Source organism: Marinobacter algicola DG893 (genome assembly GCF_000170835.1).
In the GTDB taxonomy this organism is placed as follows: Bacteria; Pseudomonadota; Gammaproteobacteria; order Pseudomonadales; family Oleiphilaceae; genus Marinobacter; species Marinobacter algicola.
Genome location: NZ_ABCP01000004.1, coordinates 105483 through 122432 on the forward strand (window position 1 = coordinate 105483; position 16950 = coordinate 122432).

Below are 16950 nucleotides of genomic sequence, written 5' to 3' on the forward strand. Positions count from 1 at the left end.
GCGTGGTCAACCACAGCACTTCTTGAACTTGGCACCACTCCCGCAATGGCAAGGATCATTGCGGGAAGGCAGTTTCGCCGTGGTCACCGTCGCCCCTTTGTTCAGGAGTGCCGTCAGTTCGGTGATGAATTCAACCGCACCCTCGCGGGCATCCACTGTAATGTTGGCATGCAGATTGGCTTCCGCCACCTGAGCTTCGACCTCCTGCCTGCGCGCCTCACTGGTAACCACCAGTGTTAGCGGAAACTTCTTGCTGCCACTCTTCTGACTGGCCTTGGTCTGGAAGCCACCATGGGCGGTGTGGTGCTGGCGCGCGTCCTGCCGGCCTTTGTAGAAGAACTTGTCTGACATGCTGAAATCTCGATGAATGGAAGAGTACCCGGCGCCCGAAAAAAGCGAGCGAGCACCGGGCGAGACGTTTTAGCATGCTTATTGAATTGGATATATAGGCATAAGTGGAAATTCGATGCGCCACCCGCCCCGCTCTCATCAAATCACTCTGGCAAAGTGTCGCCTGACCCGCCCATCTCGGCCGGAACATCCTTCATCTTTGGTAGCCCGTCGCGAATCGGCAGTACCGATTCCTGGTAATGCACATGGACCGCGGGCTCAAACGCCAGGTCCGGAAGGTTGGCAACATAGACGTCCATAAGACTTAACGCCGGATGATCGGTAAACACATGACCACCGCACTTTTTACACCACTTGCGATAGCTTTGTTCCGTGAGATGGAATTCGCCAATGTGATCGGCACCCGCTAACACCTCGAAGCTGTCGTATGGCCACAGAGAAAACGCATTCACCGGCCCGGCCGACCAGCGACGACAGGAATCACAGTGACAATATCCCATCGCTTCGGGTGCGCCAGATACCTGAAACTTAACAGCGCCACAAAAACAACTGCCCTGGTACTGAGTCATAACGATCTCCCCCGTTCGTTGGTTAAACACCACCTTCCCAGAGCCACCCGTTTGCTGTACATGATACGAAATCACGAAACTGCCAGGACTTTGGTAGCAGGAAAGTTACGATTCGGAGCGACGGTTGACGGCTACCCGACAAACCGCACAAACTAACAGCTCAACCCTCCCAAGATAGAACGCACATTCAATGCCCGCAAACGTCAAAACCCGGATTTTGTTCCGCTCCAAACGCCTGAACCTGTACCTCGTCCGCTACCCGGAAGGTCACAAGGTGGGACCGCACCTGGACATGACTTCCGAAGGCCGGCTGTACAAACTCAATTGTGTTCTGGTAAAGCCCAAAGCAGGCGGTGAGTTCATCTGCGAAAAGAACATTTTCAACTTGTTTGGCCGGGTATACCTGTTTCGACCAGATCTCTACCAACACCGGGTTTCGAAGATTGAACGTGGGAATCGTTGGTTGCTCAGCTTTGCACTTAACACATCGGGCAACGTTCCCCTGGCACAATGATCGCCTAGATCCGACAGAAGCCGTCAGCCCAACAAACACGCCTTGGCCTCGTTGATGCGGGCGGCCAAATAGTTACTCCCACCGCGGTCCGGGTGTACTTTCTGCATCATCCTGCGGTGGGCCTGAATGATCTCGTCCTGTGTTGCACCGGGCTTCAGCCCCAAGATGTCCAGTGCTTCGCTCTCGGTAAGTGGACCGCCAGCATTGGCTTGTTCTTCGGATTCTTCGCCTCCAGCGCTGGCCTCATCGTCAGCACGCCATGAGTCACCAAACCGGCGGTCAAGATAACTTTCCAGCAGCCGGGCGGAGTCCTCGTCGTGCGCCCGGCAGTATCGCAACAGCTCAAGAAATTCACTTTCGCCCAGGTCCGCCAGCTCTCGCCCGGCCATGGGGCCTTTCAGGACCTTGCCACTCATGGTGCCGGAGTCATGATCCAGGCTCATTTCCAGAATGTCGCCGGACACATGGGATTGATTGCCTGAACTTGCGTTTGCATCTCCCGTTCCGGCCCCCGCCATGCGTCCTGTCAATAATGACGGCAGCACCCGGCGTAGCAGTGGGTAGAGAAACGCCAACAACGCGAATAAGGCGTGCAAGCGGCCGGTAACCGCCATCAGAACCACTATCCCGATACCGGCCATCAAGGCCAGCTTTATCATCGCCGGCTTACGTTGGCTGGCCGGCTGGTTGCGCAGCCAGACCCACGCAACAACCGACAGTGCTATGACCAGAAGCGTTAGTGGCACTCGGATACCCCGGAACTCATCGGTCCATCGATGGCTTGAACGTGGATTGAAACAAGCGCTACTTGATCTGCTGAGTCAAGCGCTTGACCTCTGGAGAGCTGCGGCTGGAAAAATCCTGCAGGGCCTTGGCTCCCCCGGAAGCATAGACCGCCACCGCAGCCATAAGATCCTTGAGAACCTGCGGACTGTTGCGATCGAAGGGGGCATAAGCCCCACCAGACAACTTGCTCACCTGCTGGAACACCTCTCTGGCATGAGCATCGGCGCCCTCGTGGAACATGAACACCGGCGTTCGCAGCATCCCCAGCTCCCCCGCGGTATGGCACAGTTCGTCCACCGGTTCCTCGCAACAGTCGCCAATAAACACCACCGCCCTTACGGCCTTTTCCCGGGTTTCTTTCACGGCATGAGCCAACACCCGGCTGATCTGGGTGCGCCCACCCAGGCAGGAAACGCCGTTCATCAGGTTCAACAACTGACCGGTCTCCGTCACAAACCCTGTGGCCTTGAACTCGCCAAAGCCGCGGTAGTAACAAAGCTGGATAGCCAAACCACCCAAATCCCGGGTCGCCATGAACAGTTCACTCTGCAAGTGGCAGGCCTCATCCCAGGTTGCCTCCCGGCTGGCGGTGGCATCCAGCGCGAATATCAGCCTGCCCTGCCCGCCACCCTGTTTAGGCAATGTGCGAACCTCGTTGATAAACTGGTCGATGGCCTGTCTATCGGATTTGGGGCGCAGTTCTTTGTCGGCCATAGTGGTCCTTTCTCGTTTACCAGTGCGCACGCACCTGGGTTACCATCAGCCCGCCAGTGCTGCCCGCACCTTCTTGCTCAGGTGGCCCATATCAACCCGGCCAAGTACCTGGGGCTTTAGCTCGTTCATCACTTTGCCCATATCCTGCATTCCCTGTGCATCGGCAGCGCTGATGGTCATTCGAATCAGGCCGTCCAGATCATCCTCATTCAGGGCCGCAGGCATGAATTCCTCAATGATTACCATTTCCGCTCTTTCCTTGTCACCCAACTCCTCGCGCCCCGCCTCATCGTACTGACTGGCGGCGTCGCGGCGCTGTTTGAGCATCTTGTCCAACACCTTGAGGACATCCTCATCGCTCAAATCACGGCGCTCATCAATCTCAATCTGTTTGACTGCCGCCTGCGCCATACGCAGGGTGACAAGCCGGGTCTTATCCTTGTTCCGCATCGCGTCTTTCACCGCGGTGTTCAGTTGTTCCTTCAGTGTTGCTTCTGCCATTGCCGGCCTCCTTCAGATGAGTTAAATCAACTTTCCCAAATAGTGATTCATAGCACGATGGGAGTGAACCAAAAAGCTATTTGCAGACTACACTGCTAACCTGCTCATTCTTTTGACACCAGTGGAGTCACTGCATGATTACCGTTCACCACCTCAACAATTCCCGTTCACAACGCGTTCTCTGGATGCTGGAAGAATTGGGAGTGCCCTACGAAATCCAGCGTTACGAGCGTGACCCTAAAACCATGCTGGCACCGGCCAGCCTAAAAAAAGTGCACCCGCTGGGTAAATCACCGGTGATTACCGATGGCGATCTGGTGGTAGCGGAGTCAGGCGCTATTATCGAGTATCTGGCCCACACCTACGGCAAAGACACCATGTTGCCGGAAACCGGCGGCCAGGCGTGGCTGGATTATACCTACTGGCTGCATTACGCCGAAGGCTCCCTGATGCCACCGTTGGTAATGCGCCTGGTGTTCCAGAAGGTAAAAAACAGCCCGATGCCGTTTTTTATCAAGCCGGTGGCCAAAGGCATTGCCGATAAAACCACTGCTACCTTCATCGGCCCGATGATCAAAACACACCTGGATTTCGTCGAAGCTCACCTGGCAAAAAACACCTGGTTTCTGGGGGACAACCTCAGCGCGGCGGACATTCAGATGAGCTTTCCACTGGAAGCCTCAGTAGCACGGAGTATCGTTGGCAAAGACCGGCCCCATATCAATGCGTGGGTTGAGAGAGCTCACGCCAGGCCGGCTTACCAAAAGGCGCTCGAGAAGGGCGGTGAATACGACTTTGCCTGAACGCACGGAGGAGGGCTCACTGCCCTCCCTTTTTTAGAAGCGAGAAGGCAACACCAAACCGACATGCAGATATGTCTCGGTTTCCCACACTTTTATTAAACACCGTTCGCCACCATCTAAAGGAGACAGACTTCGACCACACATCCCTCAGGATCACTCCATGAACGCGACCATCAAGCAATTCCTCCTGGTTTCAAGCATCTACCTACTCGCCCCAACCGTTAACGCCTTCGACCTTAACGACGCGCTTTCCAGCGGCACCGAAGCAATGACCTCGGCATCAGAGGTCAGCGGTGAAGCCCAGCAACTGGTCGGCCAACTCCAAAGCCAGCTCGGCGTCACGCAGGCCCAGGCAACAGGTGGTACTGGCGCCCTGTTACAGCTCGCAAAAAACCAGCTGGGCAACGACTCCATGAGCACCCTCACTAGCAAAGCCTCGGGCCTGTCCAGCCTGTTGGGCGGTGGTAGCAGCCTGAGCGAAAGCCTGCTCTCCAATATATCGTCGATGGACGGCGTGCGGTCGGCCTTTACAGCTCTGGGTATGGACAGCGGCATGATCCAGCAGTTTGTCCCGGTTATCATGAGCTTCCTGGGGAACCAGGGGGTTGGCTCTTCGTTGCTGGGGCAACTGCAGGGCCTCTGGACACCGGACGACTGAAGCGGTCGCCCTTCCCCGAGAGCGACGTTTACACCGTAATTCGCTCCAGGGCCTCCCGAATCCCTGGGGGAATCGGTGTCGAGGACTGGGTGGCACGATCCACGAACACATGGACAAGCTCGCCATGTGCGGCTGCCTGGGTGTCGTTCTCCATGAAAATCCCCACCTCGTAGGTCACAGAACGGGTGCCAATTCTGGCAACCCGAACGCCGGCTTCAAGGGCATCAGGGTAGGCAACCGGCTTCTTGAACTGGCAGCTGGAACTCACCATGAAACCCACTACCGGTGCGTTGTGTATATCAAGACCGCCTTCTTCAATGAGATAGCGGTTGATGACCGAATCGAAGTAAGAATAGTAGGTCACGTTGTTGACGTGACCGTAGATGTCGTTATCCATCCATCGGGTGATGATGGGGTAAAACACGGGAAAGTCAGATCGTTCCATGGAGGCAGCCTGGCGTCAGTGGTCGTCAAAAAGAATGACCTGGCGAATGGCCTTGCCGTTTGCCAATCGCTCAAAGCCTTCGTTGATCTCATCAAGGGTCAGGGTGTCGCTCAGTAGCTTGTCGACCGGCAACCGTCCCTGGCGAAACAGGCTGACATAGCGGGCCACATCCCGCACCGGCACACAGCTTCCCACATAGCTACCCTTGAGGGTTCGCTCCTCTGCCACCAGGCTCACCTGTTGAATCGACACCTTCCTGTCAGGGTGTGCCAACCCACCTGTTACGGTTGTACCGCCACGACGAGTCAGTTGATAAGCCAACTCCAGCGCCTTTTCAGAACCCGCCATTTCGATCGCACAATCAACGCCTCCGTTGGTCAAGGCTTTCACCTGGCTCACGCAATCTTCGTCCGCCGCATTGATACCAGCGCTGGCGCCCAGGCTCTTGGCCATCGCAAGCTTGTCCTCATCCAGATCAATGGCAATGACCTGTCCTGCCCCGGCCACCAGCGCACCCAACACACTGTTCAGGCCCACGCCGCCAAGCCCGATAACGGCGACCGTCTGGCCGGCTTTGATATCGGCCGAATTGATAGCAGCGCCCACGCCCGTCAGCACGGCACAGCCAAAGAGGGCGGCATGATGAAACGGCAGGTCTGGATCAATCCGTACCAGTGAATGTCGGGACACCACTGCGTGATCGGCGAACGCAGAGACGCCCAGGTGGTGATTCACCGGCGTACCATCCGCCCGATGCAGCCGGTGTTCGCCACCAACAAGCGTACCGGCATTGTTCGCGACGGCCGCCGGTTCGCACAGGGCGGGGCGACCTTCGGCACAGGGGCTGCAGTGCCCGCAGCTGGGAACAAAGACAGTGACCACGTGATCACCCGGGCTGAGATCTGTCACCCCTGCCCCAACGGCTTTGACCACGCCTGCCGCCTCATGGCCCAGGGCCATAGGCACGGGCCTTGGCCGGTTGCCGTCAATCACGGACAGGTCTGAATGGCACAAACCCGCTGCCCGTATCTGAACCAACACCTCATGATCGCCCGGTGGATCCAGTTCCAGCTCTTCAATCGTCAGCGGTCGGTTTTCGTCGAAAGGCTGTGGCGCACCTATCGTTTCCAATACAGCGGCACGGATTTTCATAACGATGATCCTGTTGGTGTTTTTGTTCGGAATGTCCGCAAGGTACTAAGTTTCTCTGATTTAGGGAAGTTCTGAAGTTTCTCTACCGGATGATCAGAGCGTTAACAGGAAACCGTAACGATTCCTGATAAAGTGAGCGCCTGTAAACGACTCCGTCCCACTTACCGGTAACTGCACCTGTCACTTATGCCCATTGCCATACCACCCGAGCAGACCATCTCCGAAGCAGAGATAGAGCTGGCCATAGGCTCGGGCATTGAACGGTATTTCGCCGACTGCCGGTCGCGGGTGCCGGCGTTTATCGACCGACATTTCCACTATCCCGGCGCTGTGGCAACCAACCGGATGGCACTGGGCTGGGACATGTTGCGGGCGCCGATCAATCTGCTTTGGGCGCCGGTTTACGCCCTTGCCTGCCTGGTAAAAATTCCAACGCGCAAACGAGCCGGTCTGAAATGGCTGCACGGAATGGCTGATCGTGTGCCTGCTGGTTTTACCACCCGCGTACAACAGCACATATCGAGCCTTATTCAGGCCGACCTGCTGAACAATGGCCAGCCAATGGGCCACTTGCTGGAGGACTATCTGGTGGAAGCGCTGGAGGAGGTTTACGAGCGCCACAGCTCTGAGCCAGTCGACCACCAGCACTTTATCAAACTGGTAGAGCCCGTGATTGCAGACGCTCTTCGTCAGTACCGCGTAACGCGGACGGCCTCTGCCGATATCACCAACAGCATTTCATGCACCGTGCTGGGCGCGTTTGCATTTCAGAAGTTTACGCCTGGGGGCATAGGGCTCGGAGTGGTGCTGGCGTCCATGCTTGCAAAGACCCTGGCCGCACGGGACTTTATCCTCGGCGAAACCATTGGCACGTGGTACTACAGCGCCTTTCCACCGGAGCCGTCGCTGGCAACGACCGCCGGCGTCATGCTCGCGGTCATGGCCGCCCTGGCAGCGTTCGCAGCGCTGTCCGGCGTTATTTCCGACCCCGTGCAGGCGGCACTCGGCCTTCATCGTCGTCGCCTGCACAAGCTGCTGGATCACCTGGAGCGGGACGTATCGCTCAGCACCCAAAGCAGCTTTCGGCCGAAAGACCAGTATGTGGCCCGCATTCTGGACACGTTCGACATGATCCGAGCCGGGTTAATTTAGGCAAGAGCCTCCCAGGCAGGGAGGACTGACTGTTCCTGAACTACAATCAGTACCTGCAGGGCCAAACTGACCAGAACTCACATGAGGCACCCATGGCGCAACCAACCCCGCTTCAAACCTTATTCGACACCCTTCCTCAGAGCGGCCGGGTTGAATGGATTGGCATCCGCCCTGCCCGTGGTGAGCCCATGACAATACTCGACAACGTGATGATCACGCCGGGCAAAGGCCTGGAAGGCGATCGATTCGAGGGCCGCGAGACCAGCAAACGGCAGGTCACCCTGATCCAGAAAGAGCACCTGCATGCCATTGCCTCCTGCCTCGGGCGGGATGCTCTTGACCCAGACATTTTCCGGCGCAACATTGTGGTCTCTGGCCTGAACCTCCTGGCCCTGAAAGGCAAAGCGTTCCGAATCGGGGGTGTGGTGCTGGAATACACCGGCCTGTGTCACCCCTGCAGCAAGATGGAGACCGCCCTTGGGCCGGGCGGTTATAACGCCATGCGTGGGCATGGCGGTATAACGACGCGAGTGATTGAAGGGGGCGAGGTGGCAATTGGCGACAGCGTTCTGGCCTGCCTCTGAGCCATTTATGGTTACTACTCCACCGTGATGGTGATCTTCTCGGACATCACAGGCGGCTGATGAGGTACGTGCAGGTGGTCCCCCACCAGTAACTGCAAGGTGTGTTCGCCCGGTGACAGCTCCAGGGACGTCTGGGTTTGTCCGCCACCAAAATGAATATGACGATCATCGGACGGAACCGGTTGGTCCATCGCCGGCATATCGTCTACATCCACAAGCAGGTGATGGTGGCCGGTGCCCTTACGTTCCACGCCCGCTGGCGCCACACCCAGCCCATCCAGACCGAATCTCACGGTGACTGGAGAACTCACGGTCTGGCCATCAGTTGGTGTAATAAAATACACCGACGCGCCTTCAGGGGCGGGTGTCGCTCCATGGACCCCGGCAACCATTGAGAAGGCAAGAACCGAACCAAGCAATAAACGTTGTGTGCTGCTGATCATGCTCATGACTCATTCCTTGAACGCGGGATTGACTGTTCAATGGTAGGACAGATTTTCGCATCTTGCCGAATATCGATACTGCCTTGTACAAGCAGCATCTACGGAGCTAGCCGAGCGTCCATACTGTTCTGCGCCAGCCGGCGGGCCTGCTCTTCGGTCATCCCCAGGCCATCACGCAGAGCCACGAAGTTTTCCAGCACATAACCGTCGAAATAGGACGGGTCGTCCGAGTTCACGGTAACCTTCAACCCCTGCTCCAACAGGTCCAGAATGTTGTGGTGGGTCATGTCCTGAAACACACGCAGCTTGATGTTCGACAACGGGCAAACCGTTAACGGGATCTGCTCATCCGCCAGTCGGTCCAACAATTTCGGGTCTTCCGCGGCACGGACCCCATGGTCAATACGGTTTACCTTGAGCAGATCCAGGGCCTGCCAGATGTACTCAGGCGGCCCCTCTTCACCGGCATGGGCAACCGCCAGGAAGCCCTCAGCCCTCGCTTTGGCGAACACCCGCTCAAACTTGCTGGGTGGATGGCCCTGTTCAGCACTGTCCAGCCCTACCGCAAAAAACTGATCACGAAATGGCATCGCCTGTTCAAGTGTCCGGAAGGCGTCATCTTCAGACAGGTGCCGCAGGAAACTGAGAATCAGCCCACCGGTAATGCCCAACTGCTCGCGCCCATCGCGCATGGCACCGCTGATGCCGTTGATGGCCACTTCAAAGGGAATGCCGCGCTCGGTATGGGTTTGCGGATCGTAGAAAGGTTCAACGTGGACAACGCCCTGCGCCTGACACTTCTGCAGATACGCCCAGGTGAGGTCGTAGAAATCCTGCTCCGTACGCAGCACATTGGCACCCTGGTAATACAGATCCAGGAATTGCTGCAGGTTATTGAAGGAATAGGCCTGCCGAAGCACGTCGACATCGCTCCACGGCAATTCAATGCCATTGCGCCGAGCCAGTGCAAACATCAGTTCAGGCTCAAGCGCCCCTTCCAGGTGTAGGTGTAACTCCGCTTTGGGGAGGGCTTTCAGCCAGGCTTCGTTCATAACAGTCTCCGGGATGAGGCGTTATCAGCTACCAGATCGGCCTAAAGATACCGACCACCGGCACCTATCACCACTGTGATCAGCCCGAGAATCAGGTTGATGCCTACCAGTTTGCGGATCTGCCCCACCCGGCGTCCACCTTCCTGTGGGTCCTGATCGGCAACAGCCTGCTTCAACCGCCGGAAGGGGGCAAAATAGACGTGAAAAAAGAGCAGCATCATCACAATCCCCAGCGCCTGCATCACATGGACATGCCAGCCGGCACCCGCCATGCCACCGAATACGCTGAAGACCATCCAGTAACCGGTCACCAGCAACAGTATGATCGCCACCCATACCCAGCGGAAAAACCGGGACAGGGTGTGACACCAAAGCGTACCCCGCTGCGATGCATCAATGACCTCCACCACTGCTGGCCGCATGGCCATATAGGCGAAAAACATACCGCCAACCCAAATCACGGCAGAGAGAACATGTAATGCGATAGCCAGACCCATAAAGCGACTCCCGGATAAGAAATGTGTGACGAGCATAAGCCTCACCCGCCACAAAACCAACTCTCTTGACCGGATTCCCGGCTAAACCCGCCAGGGTGGGACGCTATTACGGCATCGGCGAGCAACTGGCACTGGGCAATTGGTCAATCCAACTGCGAATCAGTTGAGCACCTTCCTGATGCGTTGTGCTACGGCCCAGCTCCGGCATCTTGTGTCGGCTGTCTGTCGTCTCGATACGGAACAGCAGGTAGGACTCATCCGCGTTGCCTGGAATCACGTCGTACGGATAGCCCTCTTTGCCGCCGGCCACCGGGTCCTTGCAGACTCCGAATTTACCCGGCGAGTCAGCGTAGACGCGGTTGTACTCCAACTGCACGCCGCTACTGCCTGCGGGGCCGGCATAGTCGGCCGGCAGGGTGAGGTCTGCCCGGTGGCAATGGGCGCAGTTGATGTCCAGGTAGGCCCTGGCCTTGTCGTTCAGTTCTGCGTCGCTCAGTGACGGGATGTGGGTTTCGTCATTGAACACCGGTGCCTGTTCCACACTGTTGAAATCCGCCGGTAACCCAGTGAGCAGTTCGCCTTCCGACCAGTATTGAAGCTGGTTGTAGACCGTGCCGTCCGGGTAGCTGAAATCCTTGTTCAGATAACGGGCCTTGGGGCCAATGGGCAGAAAAATCTGCTCACGCTGGTCATCCGGCCCCGCCAGGTCCGGCACAATGGAGTGGCAGGAGTTGCAGTCCGCAGCTTTGGGCACCGCATAATCAAAGGTGAGCGTCTGTCCCTGGTTGTTGATGGTGGTCAGGTCGGTCAGGCGTTTCCCCGCAATGGCGAGTGTCGCCTCGGACTCTGACGACCAGTAATACGGCAATGCCATCCAGCCATCGACCCGGTGGATCAACAGGCGGGTTTCGATCACCAGCTCCGCACCGTCAGGCATGGCGGTATTTTCCGGTAGGGCGAAAGTCTTGGTAATGACCGTCCCAACCGGAAAATCCAGCGCCTCTGATGGGTTGTAACCCACGGTCTTGCCTTCCGGCACAAACACAAAACGGTACTTACTGGTGTAATCAGAGAACAACGCCGTGGAGAGATCATAAGGCACCCCGCCCCGGGTCGGCCCGGCCGTTGGATCACTGGCATCGGTAAACAGATTGTAGTCGGAGAGCTTCGGGCACACCTCCGTCATCAAGGCGTCCCAGTTCACCCCATTCGTGGTTGCACTGCAGCTGCCCTCTGCTCCTGTCGGCGCACCAGCACCGGCATTCAGTGCGCTGCCAGTCGGGTTGGAGCCACTATCGTCCGACGAATCACCACCTCCTCCGCCGCCACACGCAGCCATAAGAAAAGACGTCACCACACCCGCCGCAATCGTTTTATTACTGTGTTTCATTGGAGACTCTCCCTTACAGCGCGCAGGCCGCTTCGGCCAGATCATCCCCGGTGCAGCCGTAGATGTTGTTGCGGAAGTTCACCACCGCTGGCGCCAGTCGCGGCTGGACGCAGTTCAAGTAGGTGTTGTTGACCATTTGATCGATTAACAGGTGGGGCAGAGGATTGCCATCGCCATCAACCATGGTTACGTCGGCAGGATCATCCGGATAGACCAGTCCGGTATTCACTTCGTCATAGTCTGGCGCCGGGTTGCCATTGATGTTGCTGTTGGCACAAATCTGGTCGCCTGCGCCGTAAGGGTCGTAGTTCACCCCATCGGCCTGCGCCTCGGCGCCAACCAGGGCATTGAAGCCAGCCAACTCTCCGGCATTCGACAGCAGTTCACCGATTCCGTCATACAGAATCGCAGGAAAGGTTTGCGGCGCCCCCTTGCTGTTCATGTTCGAGGAGTAACCATCAATAACCGGCTGAAGTAGCGCACCTCGCGGGTTATCGCCGTTCCGGGCAATGGTGTTGTTATGCAGGTAGACGTTCTTCAGTGTCGGGCTCCAACCATTGCCCATGGTGGCGCCGTAGTTGGCCGGGTAACTGGCAAGGTCATCATCAACCAGCAGATAGCTGGTGATCGCGACCGCCGTGGTGTCATTGTCCGTTATCTGGTTGTTGTACATTTCCACGTCACTGGTGGCCAGCACCAGGACGCCGGTTCCCGGTGGCACCGTGCCAACCACGCCAGCGCCTACGTTATCGGCGTTGTTGTTGTAGGCCTGGTTGTTAAAAACACGAACATTGCCGCCGTAGGCCTTATCCAGCCCTGGCAAGTCGAACACCAGGATGCCGCCAGAGTTTGCGAGCGCGATGTTGTTGTACACATCCGCCATGGTGGAGTTTTCAATCTCAATGCCGGCCACGTTCTGTTTGGCGGTATTGTTCCGAACCACAATGTTTTCGGACTGCCCCACGTAGATGCCCGCATCCGCCGACCCGAAGGCGTAGTTGTTCTCCAGCAGCACGTTCTGGCTTTTCAGCGGGTACAGCCCGTAGGCGCCGTTGGCCGACTCCAACTCGCCTTCCCAGACCGTGGCGGTATAAGTCATATGGATGCCGTTGACGTTGGTGGCCTTGATGCCGTTCTTCGGCGCCTCGTACACACCGAAGTCCCGCACCGTAATACCGTTCCCGCCCTGGAAGCGGAACGCGTCGTCGCCATTGGACGTGCTGAAATCCAGCGCAGTTTCGTTGATGCCGTAGCCGGTGAGGGTCAGCCCACTGGCACTGTTGATGACAATGCTCTCGGTCACCACAAACCGCCCTTTTGGCAGAACCACCAGGGCATCCTCCGGCAAATCGAACAACGCCACGGACAGTGCCTCGGTAATGTCGTCACCGTCTGCAGCATCCGGCGCTACAAGGATGGCGTCTTCAGGAATGGAAAAACCAGACGTGGTCATTGCAAGTTGGGCAACGACATCGGCGGACTGTCCATCGGCTCCGGCCTTGCCGTCTTCTCCATCGTCCCCATCACAACCGGCGAGTAGGAACCCACTTGAAATGGCAGTCACCAACAATAGTTTCTTGAACGTTCTGGCCTGGCGCATCGTAACCTCTGCTTGATCGTGTTGTTGTTATTCAGGCGTTCCCAAAAAGAACGCGGTGTCCCGAACGACACTAAGCAGGATGCGACACGTTGGCGAGAACAACCGATGTGCAGAAAGCCTCACGCCCTGTGCAAATTCTGCAACGGCCCGCGCACCAGGGGTTTGAGAGGAGAAAAGAAGGGCACTGTGCAAAACCTGCAATTCCGGAAATTGCAGGTTTTGATCAGCTGATGTCAGCCCCGAGGCACTGCTGACGGTACTCTGTTGGGGTGGCGTTCTGGATATCCCGAAACGCCCGGTTGAATGAGCTCAGGGTACGGTAGCCAACGTCCAGAGAGATGTTCAGCACGGGTGTGCCCGGTTCGTTCCGCAAACGTTCAGCGGCGTCGGCTACCCGGAGCTGGTTGATGTAGTCATTGAAGTTTCGATAACCCAAAGCCTGGTTAATCACCTTGCGCAAACGATATTCAGGAATCTCAGTGACTTCCGACAGCTTTTTGAGAGTCAGCTTCTCTGTTCGATAGAAGCCGGCATCCATGGTTCGGCAAAGCACTGAGGCGTCCTGCTCCTGTTGTGCAAAGTGTGCCTCGTTAGCCTCCTGGGGCTCTGTCTCTGGAGTTGGTCTGGGCTGTGGCTGTGGCGAACCGGCAGGCCGATCGCTGCCCACCAGATCCATGATTCCCTCCCGCGCCGTAACCAGGCAGATCAGGGTTGCGAAAGCCGCCAGCCCCGTGATGATCCCGCGGATGTACTCATGATAAAGCCCGAAGTTCAGGCTGACCGTCGCCACGCCTACGGCGCTGCCGACAATCAACAAAAAGGCCAGACGGGCCTTCCTGCGGGCTTCCACCAGATCGTTTCGCCAGTACCGAATCACAAAACTGAGGCCATGCAGCAGCACCACGTACTCGAAGAACTGGCCCAGCCGCCATCCGAAGAACACCGCCGGAGTCCACGCGTCACCGGGCTCTACGAAGGGCCGCGCCAACGCTGGCGCCAGAAAGCTGTATAGCGCCATCGCGCCCCACACTGACTTCAAACGCGGGCGCGGCGCAAAAATCAGCTTACACAGTAGCCAGAACAAGGCGGGCAACGCGGTTTGCAGGTCGGAAGTGATCCAGCGCCATTCGGCTGGAATCAAAGGATCGACCAGGAACGCCACAGACCCAACAATCACCAGCAGGAACAACTGGCCAACCAGCAAATGCCGGAAGTCTCGCAACGTAATCACAAACAGGGGCAACAGGCAGCCAAGCCCGAAGCCGGTTAGCAACATCACTGTTTTTACCTTCTTGTTGTTATCTTAACGCTTGATAACGGATGTTAGCCGAAGTGTTGAACGTTTTGATAGCAACTCACTTTTCAAAACGACTCGCGCATGATGTTTTCAATGGTTGGCCTTGGCAACACAACGGGGTTGGCCTTCATGGAAGAAGAGCTTGCAGCCGACTGTGAGGCGGCAATAATGTGCTCTTCCGTCACTCCAATGGATGCCAGCCCGGGCAAGCCACTTTGACAGATCCATTCACGAAAACGTGGTAGCGCCTGATCCGCGGACGCCTCAAATATGTCTGCAATCCAGCCAACTACCCGATCAATACGAGCCTTATGCTCCGCCTCAACCACGCTATCGCGGTTGGCGGCTATACCTGCCGGCAACAAGGCACCACAGAGGGCACCATGGGGCGCACCAGATAATCCTCCCAACGGACCGGCAATGCCATGAACGACACCCAGTCCCGAGTTTGCAAGTGCAAGCCCACCAAACAGACTCACTTGAGCCATGGCGTCACGCGCCTCTTCAGACTCACCATCCATCAGTTGTTTTAACGCGGCCAGGCCTTTTGGGATCGCCTCTTTGCACAACATGTCGGTGAACAGATTGGAGCGTGACGAGAGATACGGCTCGATGACCTGGGTAATGGCATCCAGCCCTGAGTGCAAGGTAACACCCCGGGGACAATGGTCGGTCAGCGCAGGATCTATCAGGGCAAGGTCAGGGAGCAACTGGTTATCCCGCAGACTCACCTTGCGCTGAGCTTCCGGAATATCAATGACCGCGTTTCGGGTCGCCTCTGCCCCCGTTCCCGAGGTGGTTGGAATCAGGATCAAGGGCAGGCGCTGGGTGGATAACGGCAGCCCCTCTCCGACCACCTCCAGGTGGCTCATCAACTCGGTCTGGCTGGACAGCATCGCAGCCAGTACCTTCGCTGAATCCATGACAGAACCACCACCAATGCCGATGACCAGATCGACACCCAATGCTTTGCCTTGCCGAATGGCAGCATTCAGTGTCTGTAAATCTGGTTCCTTATGCACAGACATCGTTTGGACAATATCAACGGCATTCAGTGACTCGAATACCCTGGCAAGTCGATCAGGATGGCGGCCATGAACGATCAGTACTCGCTTGCCCAACCTTGTCACCCGGTCGCTCAGTTGGGCTATCTGTCCTCTCCCGAAGACAATGTCGGTCGGAGTTACCAGGCTAAAAGTGTCGGGCATAGAGAAGATCGTCCTCGATATGGATGATGTTCAATTGAACACTAATTACGGTGTCGATCCAAGTGTTCCGATGCCTCTCACCTTGTCTAATGCTCATTTACTGTTATGCTGAATGTTCAATTGAACATCTGATAATAACAAGCTGAGTGAGCTGGTCCTTCCCGGATGTTCAATGCGAGGCAGAGAAACCTCAGGCATGGACCGCTCCACATGGAGAAAAAGAATGAACCTGTCTAAGAAAGTGTTTCCCGGTATTCTCCCGTCGGTGACTCTGGCGGCATCCGCCTTGCTGGTCGGCTTCAGCGGTCAGGCATTTGCGGATTGCGAACGAGGCTCGCTAGACGCCAAGTACTGCGACGAAAACGGCGATATGGTTGCTGACCTGCCAGCGGACAAATCAGAGTGGGTGAATCCCGACACTCTGATCTTTGCCTACACGCCGGTTGAAGACCCCGCCATCTATTCCGACATCTGGCAGCCCTTCATCGATCATCTGTCTGAAGTGACAGGCAAGGATGTTCGCTTCTTCGCCGTGCAATCCAACGCCGCGCAAGTGGAAGCCATGCGCAGCGGCCGTTTGCATGTGGCGGGCTTTTCTACCGGCCCAACGCCTTTCGCGGTTAATCTCGCCGGTGCGGTGCCCTTCGCCTTGATGGGCTCAGACTCCGGGCAGTTCGGCTACTCGCTTCAGGTCTACACCCACGTCGATTCCGACATCCATGAAATAACCGACCTGAAAGGTAAGCGCGTCGCACACACCTCCCCTACCTCGAACTCCGGTAACCAGGCCCCCCGTGCCCTGTTCCCGGAAATGGGCGTGGTACCAGGTGACGACTATGAAATCACCTTCTCCGGCAGCCATGACCAGTCCATGCTCGGCGTAGTGGCCAAGGATTACGACGCGGCCCCTGTGGCCTCGGAAGTGGTTGAGCGTATGGCCGCGCGTGGGCTTTATGACGAGGAAGATGTGCGTCTGGTGTGGGAGTCCGACCGGTTCCCGACAACCTCCTATAACCACGCCCACAACCTGCATCCCGAGCTGGTCGAGAAAATTCGTGAAGCCTTTTACAGCTTCAAGTTTTCCGGCACCGAGCTGGGCGAAGAGTTTGAGGGCGTCGAGACCTTCATCCCCATCAACTACAAGGACAACTGGCGCGTAATTCGCACCATCCAGGCGTCCAACGGCGTTCAGTACACGCCCGACAATCTGAAATAAGAGCAACAGGCGCTTCCG

The 16950-nt window shown here is 57.0% G+C and carries 20 protein-coding genes; 6 read left to right on the plus strand and 14 right to left on the minus strand.

The window, feature by feature from the left end:
* Window positions 1-6: 6 nt before the first annotated feature.
* Window positions 7-351, minus strand: coding sequence for a PBPRA1643 family SWIM/SEC-C metal-binding motif protein (locus MDG893_RS05280; RefSeq protein ID WP_007152697.1), 345 nt, complete (start codon window positions 349-351; stop codon window positions 7-9).
* A gap of 143 nt (window positions 352-494) precedes the next feature.
* On the minus strand, window positions 495-920 hold the full coding sequence (locus MDG893_RS05285; RefSeq protein ID WP_036209304.1) for a GFA family protein: 426 nt from the start codon (window positions 918-920) through the stop codon (window positions 495-497).
* Window positions 921-1110: 190 nt separating this feature from the next.
* Between MDG893_RS05285 and MDG893_RS05290 the strand changes: the two genes are divergently transcribed.
* Complete coding sequence (locus MDG893_RS05290) at window positions 1111-1434, plus strand: 2OG-Fe(II) oxygenase (protein WP_007152700.1); 324 nt, start codon at window positions 1111-1113, stop codon at window positions 1432-1434.
* Window positions 1435-1457: 23 nt separating this feature from the next.
* Here the strand turns inward: MDG893_RS05290 and MDG893_RS05295 are convergent, their stop codons facing one another.
* The 3 genes from MDG893_RS05295 to MDG893_RS05305 are packed head-to-tail and all read right to left on the minus strand — an operon-like array spanning window position 1458 to window position 3435.
* The gene (locus MDG893_RS05295; RefSeq protein WP_007152701.1) at window positions 1458-2180 is read right to left on the minus strand and encodes a DnaJ domain-containing protein; all 723 of its coding nucleotides are present in this window, start codon (window positions 2178-2180) and stop codon (window positions 1458-1460) included.
* A 58-nt stretch (window positions 2181-2238) separates the two neighbouring features.
* Complete coding sequence (locus MDG893_RS05300) at window positions 2239-2934, minus strand: hypothetical protein (protein ID WP_007152702.1); 696 nt, start codon at window positions 2932-2934, stop codon at window positions 2239-2241.
* 45 nt (window positions 2935-2979) lie between these two features.
* Window positions 2980-3435, minus strand: a complete 456-nt coding sequence (locus tag MDG893_RS05305) for a GatB/YqeY domain-containing protein (protein WP_007152703.1) — start codon at window positions 3433-3435, stop codon at window positions 2980-2982.
* A gap of 134 nt (window positions 3436-3569) precedes the next feature.
* Between MDG893_RS05305 and MDG893_RS05310 the strand changes: the two genes are divergently transcribed.
* Window positions 3570-4238, plus strand: coding sequence for a glutathione S-transferase family protein (locus MDG893_RS05310; protein ID WP_007152704.1), 669 nt, complete (start codon window positions 3570-3572; stop codon window positions 4236-4238).
* A 160-nt stretch (window positions 4239-4398) separates the two neighbouring features.
* Window positions 4399-4896, plus strand: coding sequence for a DUF2780 domain-containing protein (locus MDG893_RS05315; protein ID WP_007152705.1), 498 nt, complete (start codon window positions 4399-4401; stop codon window positions 4894-4896).
* 28 nt (window positions 4897-4924) lie between these two features.
* Here the strand turns inward: MDG893_RS05315 and MDG893_RS05320 are convergent, their stop codons facing one another.
* Both MDG893_RS05320 and MDG893_RS05325 read right to left on the minus strand, forming a co-directional pair.
* Window positions 4925-5341, minus strand: coding sequence for an acyl-CoA thioesterase (locus MDG893_RS05320; RefSeq protein ID WP_007152706.1), 417 nt, complete (start codon window positions 5339-5341; stop codon window positions 4925-4927).
* Between the two features lie 15 nt (window positions 5342-5356).
* A complete protein-coding gene (locus MDG893_RS05325; RefSeq protein WP_007152707.1) occupies window positions 5357-6493 on the minus strand; it encodes a zinc-dependent alcohol dehydrogenase family protein in 1137 nt (378 codons plus the stop codon).
* 186 nt (window positions 6494-6679) lie between these two features.
* Between MDG893_RS05325 and MDG893_RS05330 the strand changes: the two genes are divergently transcribed.
* Together MDG893_RS05330 and MDG893_RS05335 are read left to right on the plus strand one after the other, a co-directional pair.
* Entirely contained in the window at window positions 6680-7645 is a 966-nt protein-coding gene (locus MDG893_RS05330; protein WP_007152708.1) for a DUF6635 family protein, read from the plus strand.
* A gap of 92 nt (window positions 7646-7737) precedes the next feature.
* On the plus strand, window positions 7738-8229 hold the full coding sequence (locus MDG893_RS05335) for an MOSC domain-containing protein (RefSeq protein ID WP_007152709.1): 492 nt from the start codon (window positions 7738-7740) through the stop codon (window positions 8227-8229).
* Window positions 8230-8243: 14 nt separating this feature from the next.
* On the opposite strand, the gene MDG893_RS05340 is transcribed toward MDG893_RS05335, so the two are convergent.
* The 7 genes from MDG893_RS05340 to MDG893_RS05370 all read right to left on the minus strand — a co-directional run bounded on the left by MDG893_RS05340 (window position 8244) and on the right by MDG893_RS05370 (window position 15716).
* Window positions 8244-8678 carry a DUF4399 domain-containing protein gene (locus MDG893_RS05340; protein ID WP_007152710.1) on the minus strand — a complete coding sequence of 145 codons (435 nt, stop codon included), beginning with the start codon at window positions 8676-8678 and terminating at the stop codon, window positions 8244-8246.
* Window positions 8679-8770: 92 nt separating this feature from the next.
* The gene (locus MDG893_RS05345; RefSeq protein WP_007152711.1) at window positions 8771-9724 is read right to left on the minus strand and encodes an adenosine deaminase; all 954 of its coding nucleotides are present in this window, start codon (window positions 9722-9724) and stop codon (window positions 8771-8773) included.
* Between the two features lie 41 nt (window positions 9725-9765).
* A complete protein-coding gene (locus MDG893_RS05350; protein WP_007152712.1) occupies window positions 9766-10221 on the minus strand; it encodes a CopD family protein in 456 nt (151 codons plus the stop codon).
* 106 nt (window positions 10222-10327) lie between these two features.
* A complete protein-coding gene (locus tag MDG893_RS05355; RefSeq protein WP_007152713.1) occupies window positions 10328-11611 on the minus strand; it encodes an SO2930 family diheme c-type cytochrome in 1284 nt (427 codons plus the stop codon).
* 13 nt (window positions 11612-11624) lie between these two features.
* Window positions 11625-13211 (minus strand): parallel beta-helix domain-containing protein, encoded by a 1587-nt coding sequence (locus tag MDG893_RS05360; protein WP_007152714.1) that lies wholly within the window; start codon window positions 13209-13211, stop codon window positions 11625-11627.
* Between the two features lie 223 nt (window positions 13212-13434).
* On the minus strand, window positions 13435-14487 hold the full coding sequence (locus MDG893_RS05365; RefSeq protein WP_007152715.1) for a helix-turn-helix domain-containing protein: 1053 nt from the start codon (window positions 14485-14487) through the stop codon (window positions 13435-13437).
* 86 nt (window positions 14488-14573) lie between these two features.
* Complete coding sequence (locus MDG893_RS05370) at window positions 14574-15716, minus strand: iron-containing alcohol dehydrogenase (RefSeq protein ID WP_040474320.1); 1143 nt, start codon at window positions 15714-15716, stop codon at window positions 14574-14576.
* 223 nt (window positions 15717-15939) lie between these two features.
* Here MDG893_RS05370 and phnD point away from each other — a divergent pair, with 223 nt between their 5' ends.
* Window positions 15940-16932: a phosphate/phosphite/phosphonate ABC transporter substrate-binding protein gene (gene phnD / locus MDG893_RS05375; RefSeq protein WP_007152717.1), complete on the plus strand. Its 993-nt coding sequence runs from the start codon at window positions 15940-15942 to the stop codon at window positions 16930-16932.
* Window positions 16933-16950: the final 18 nt, after the last annotated feature.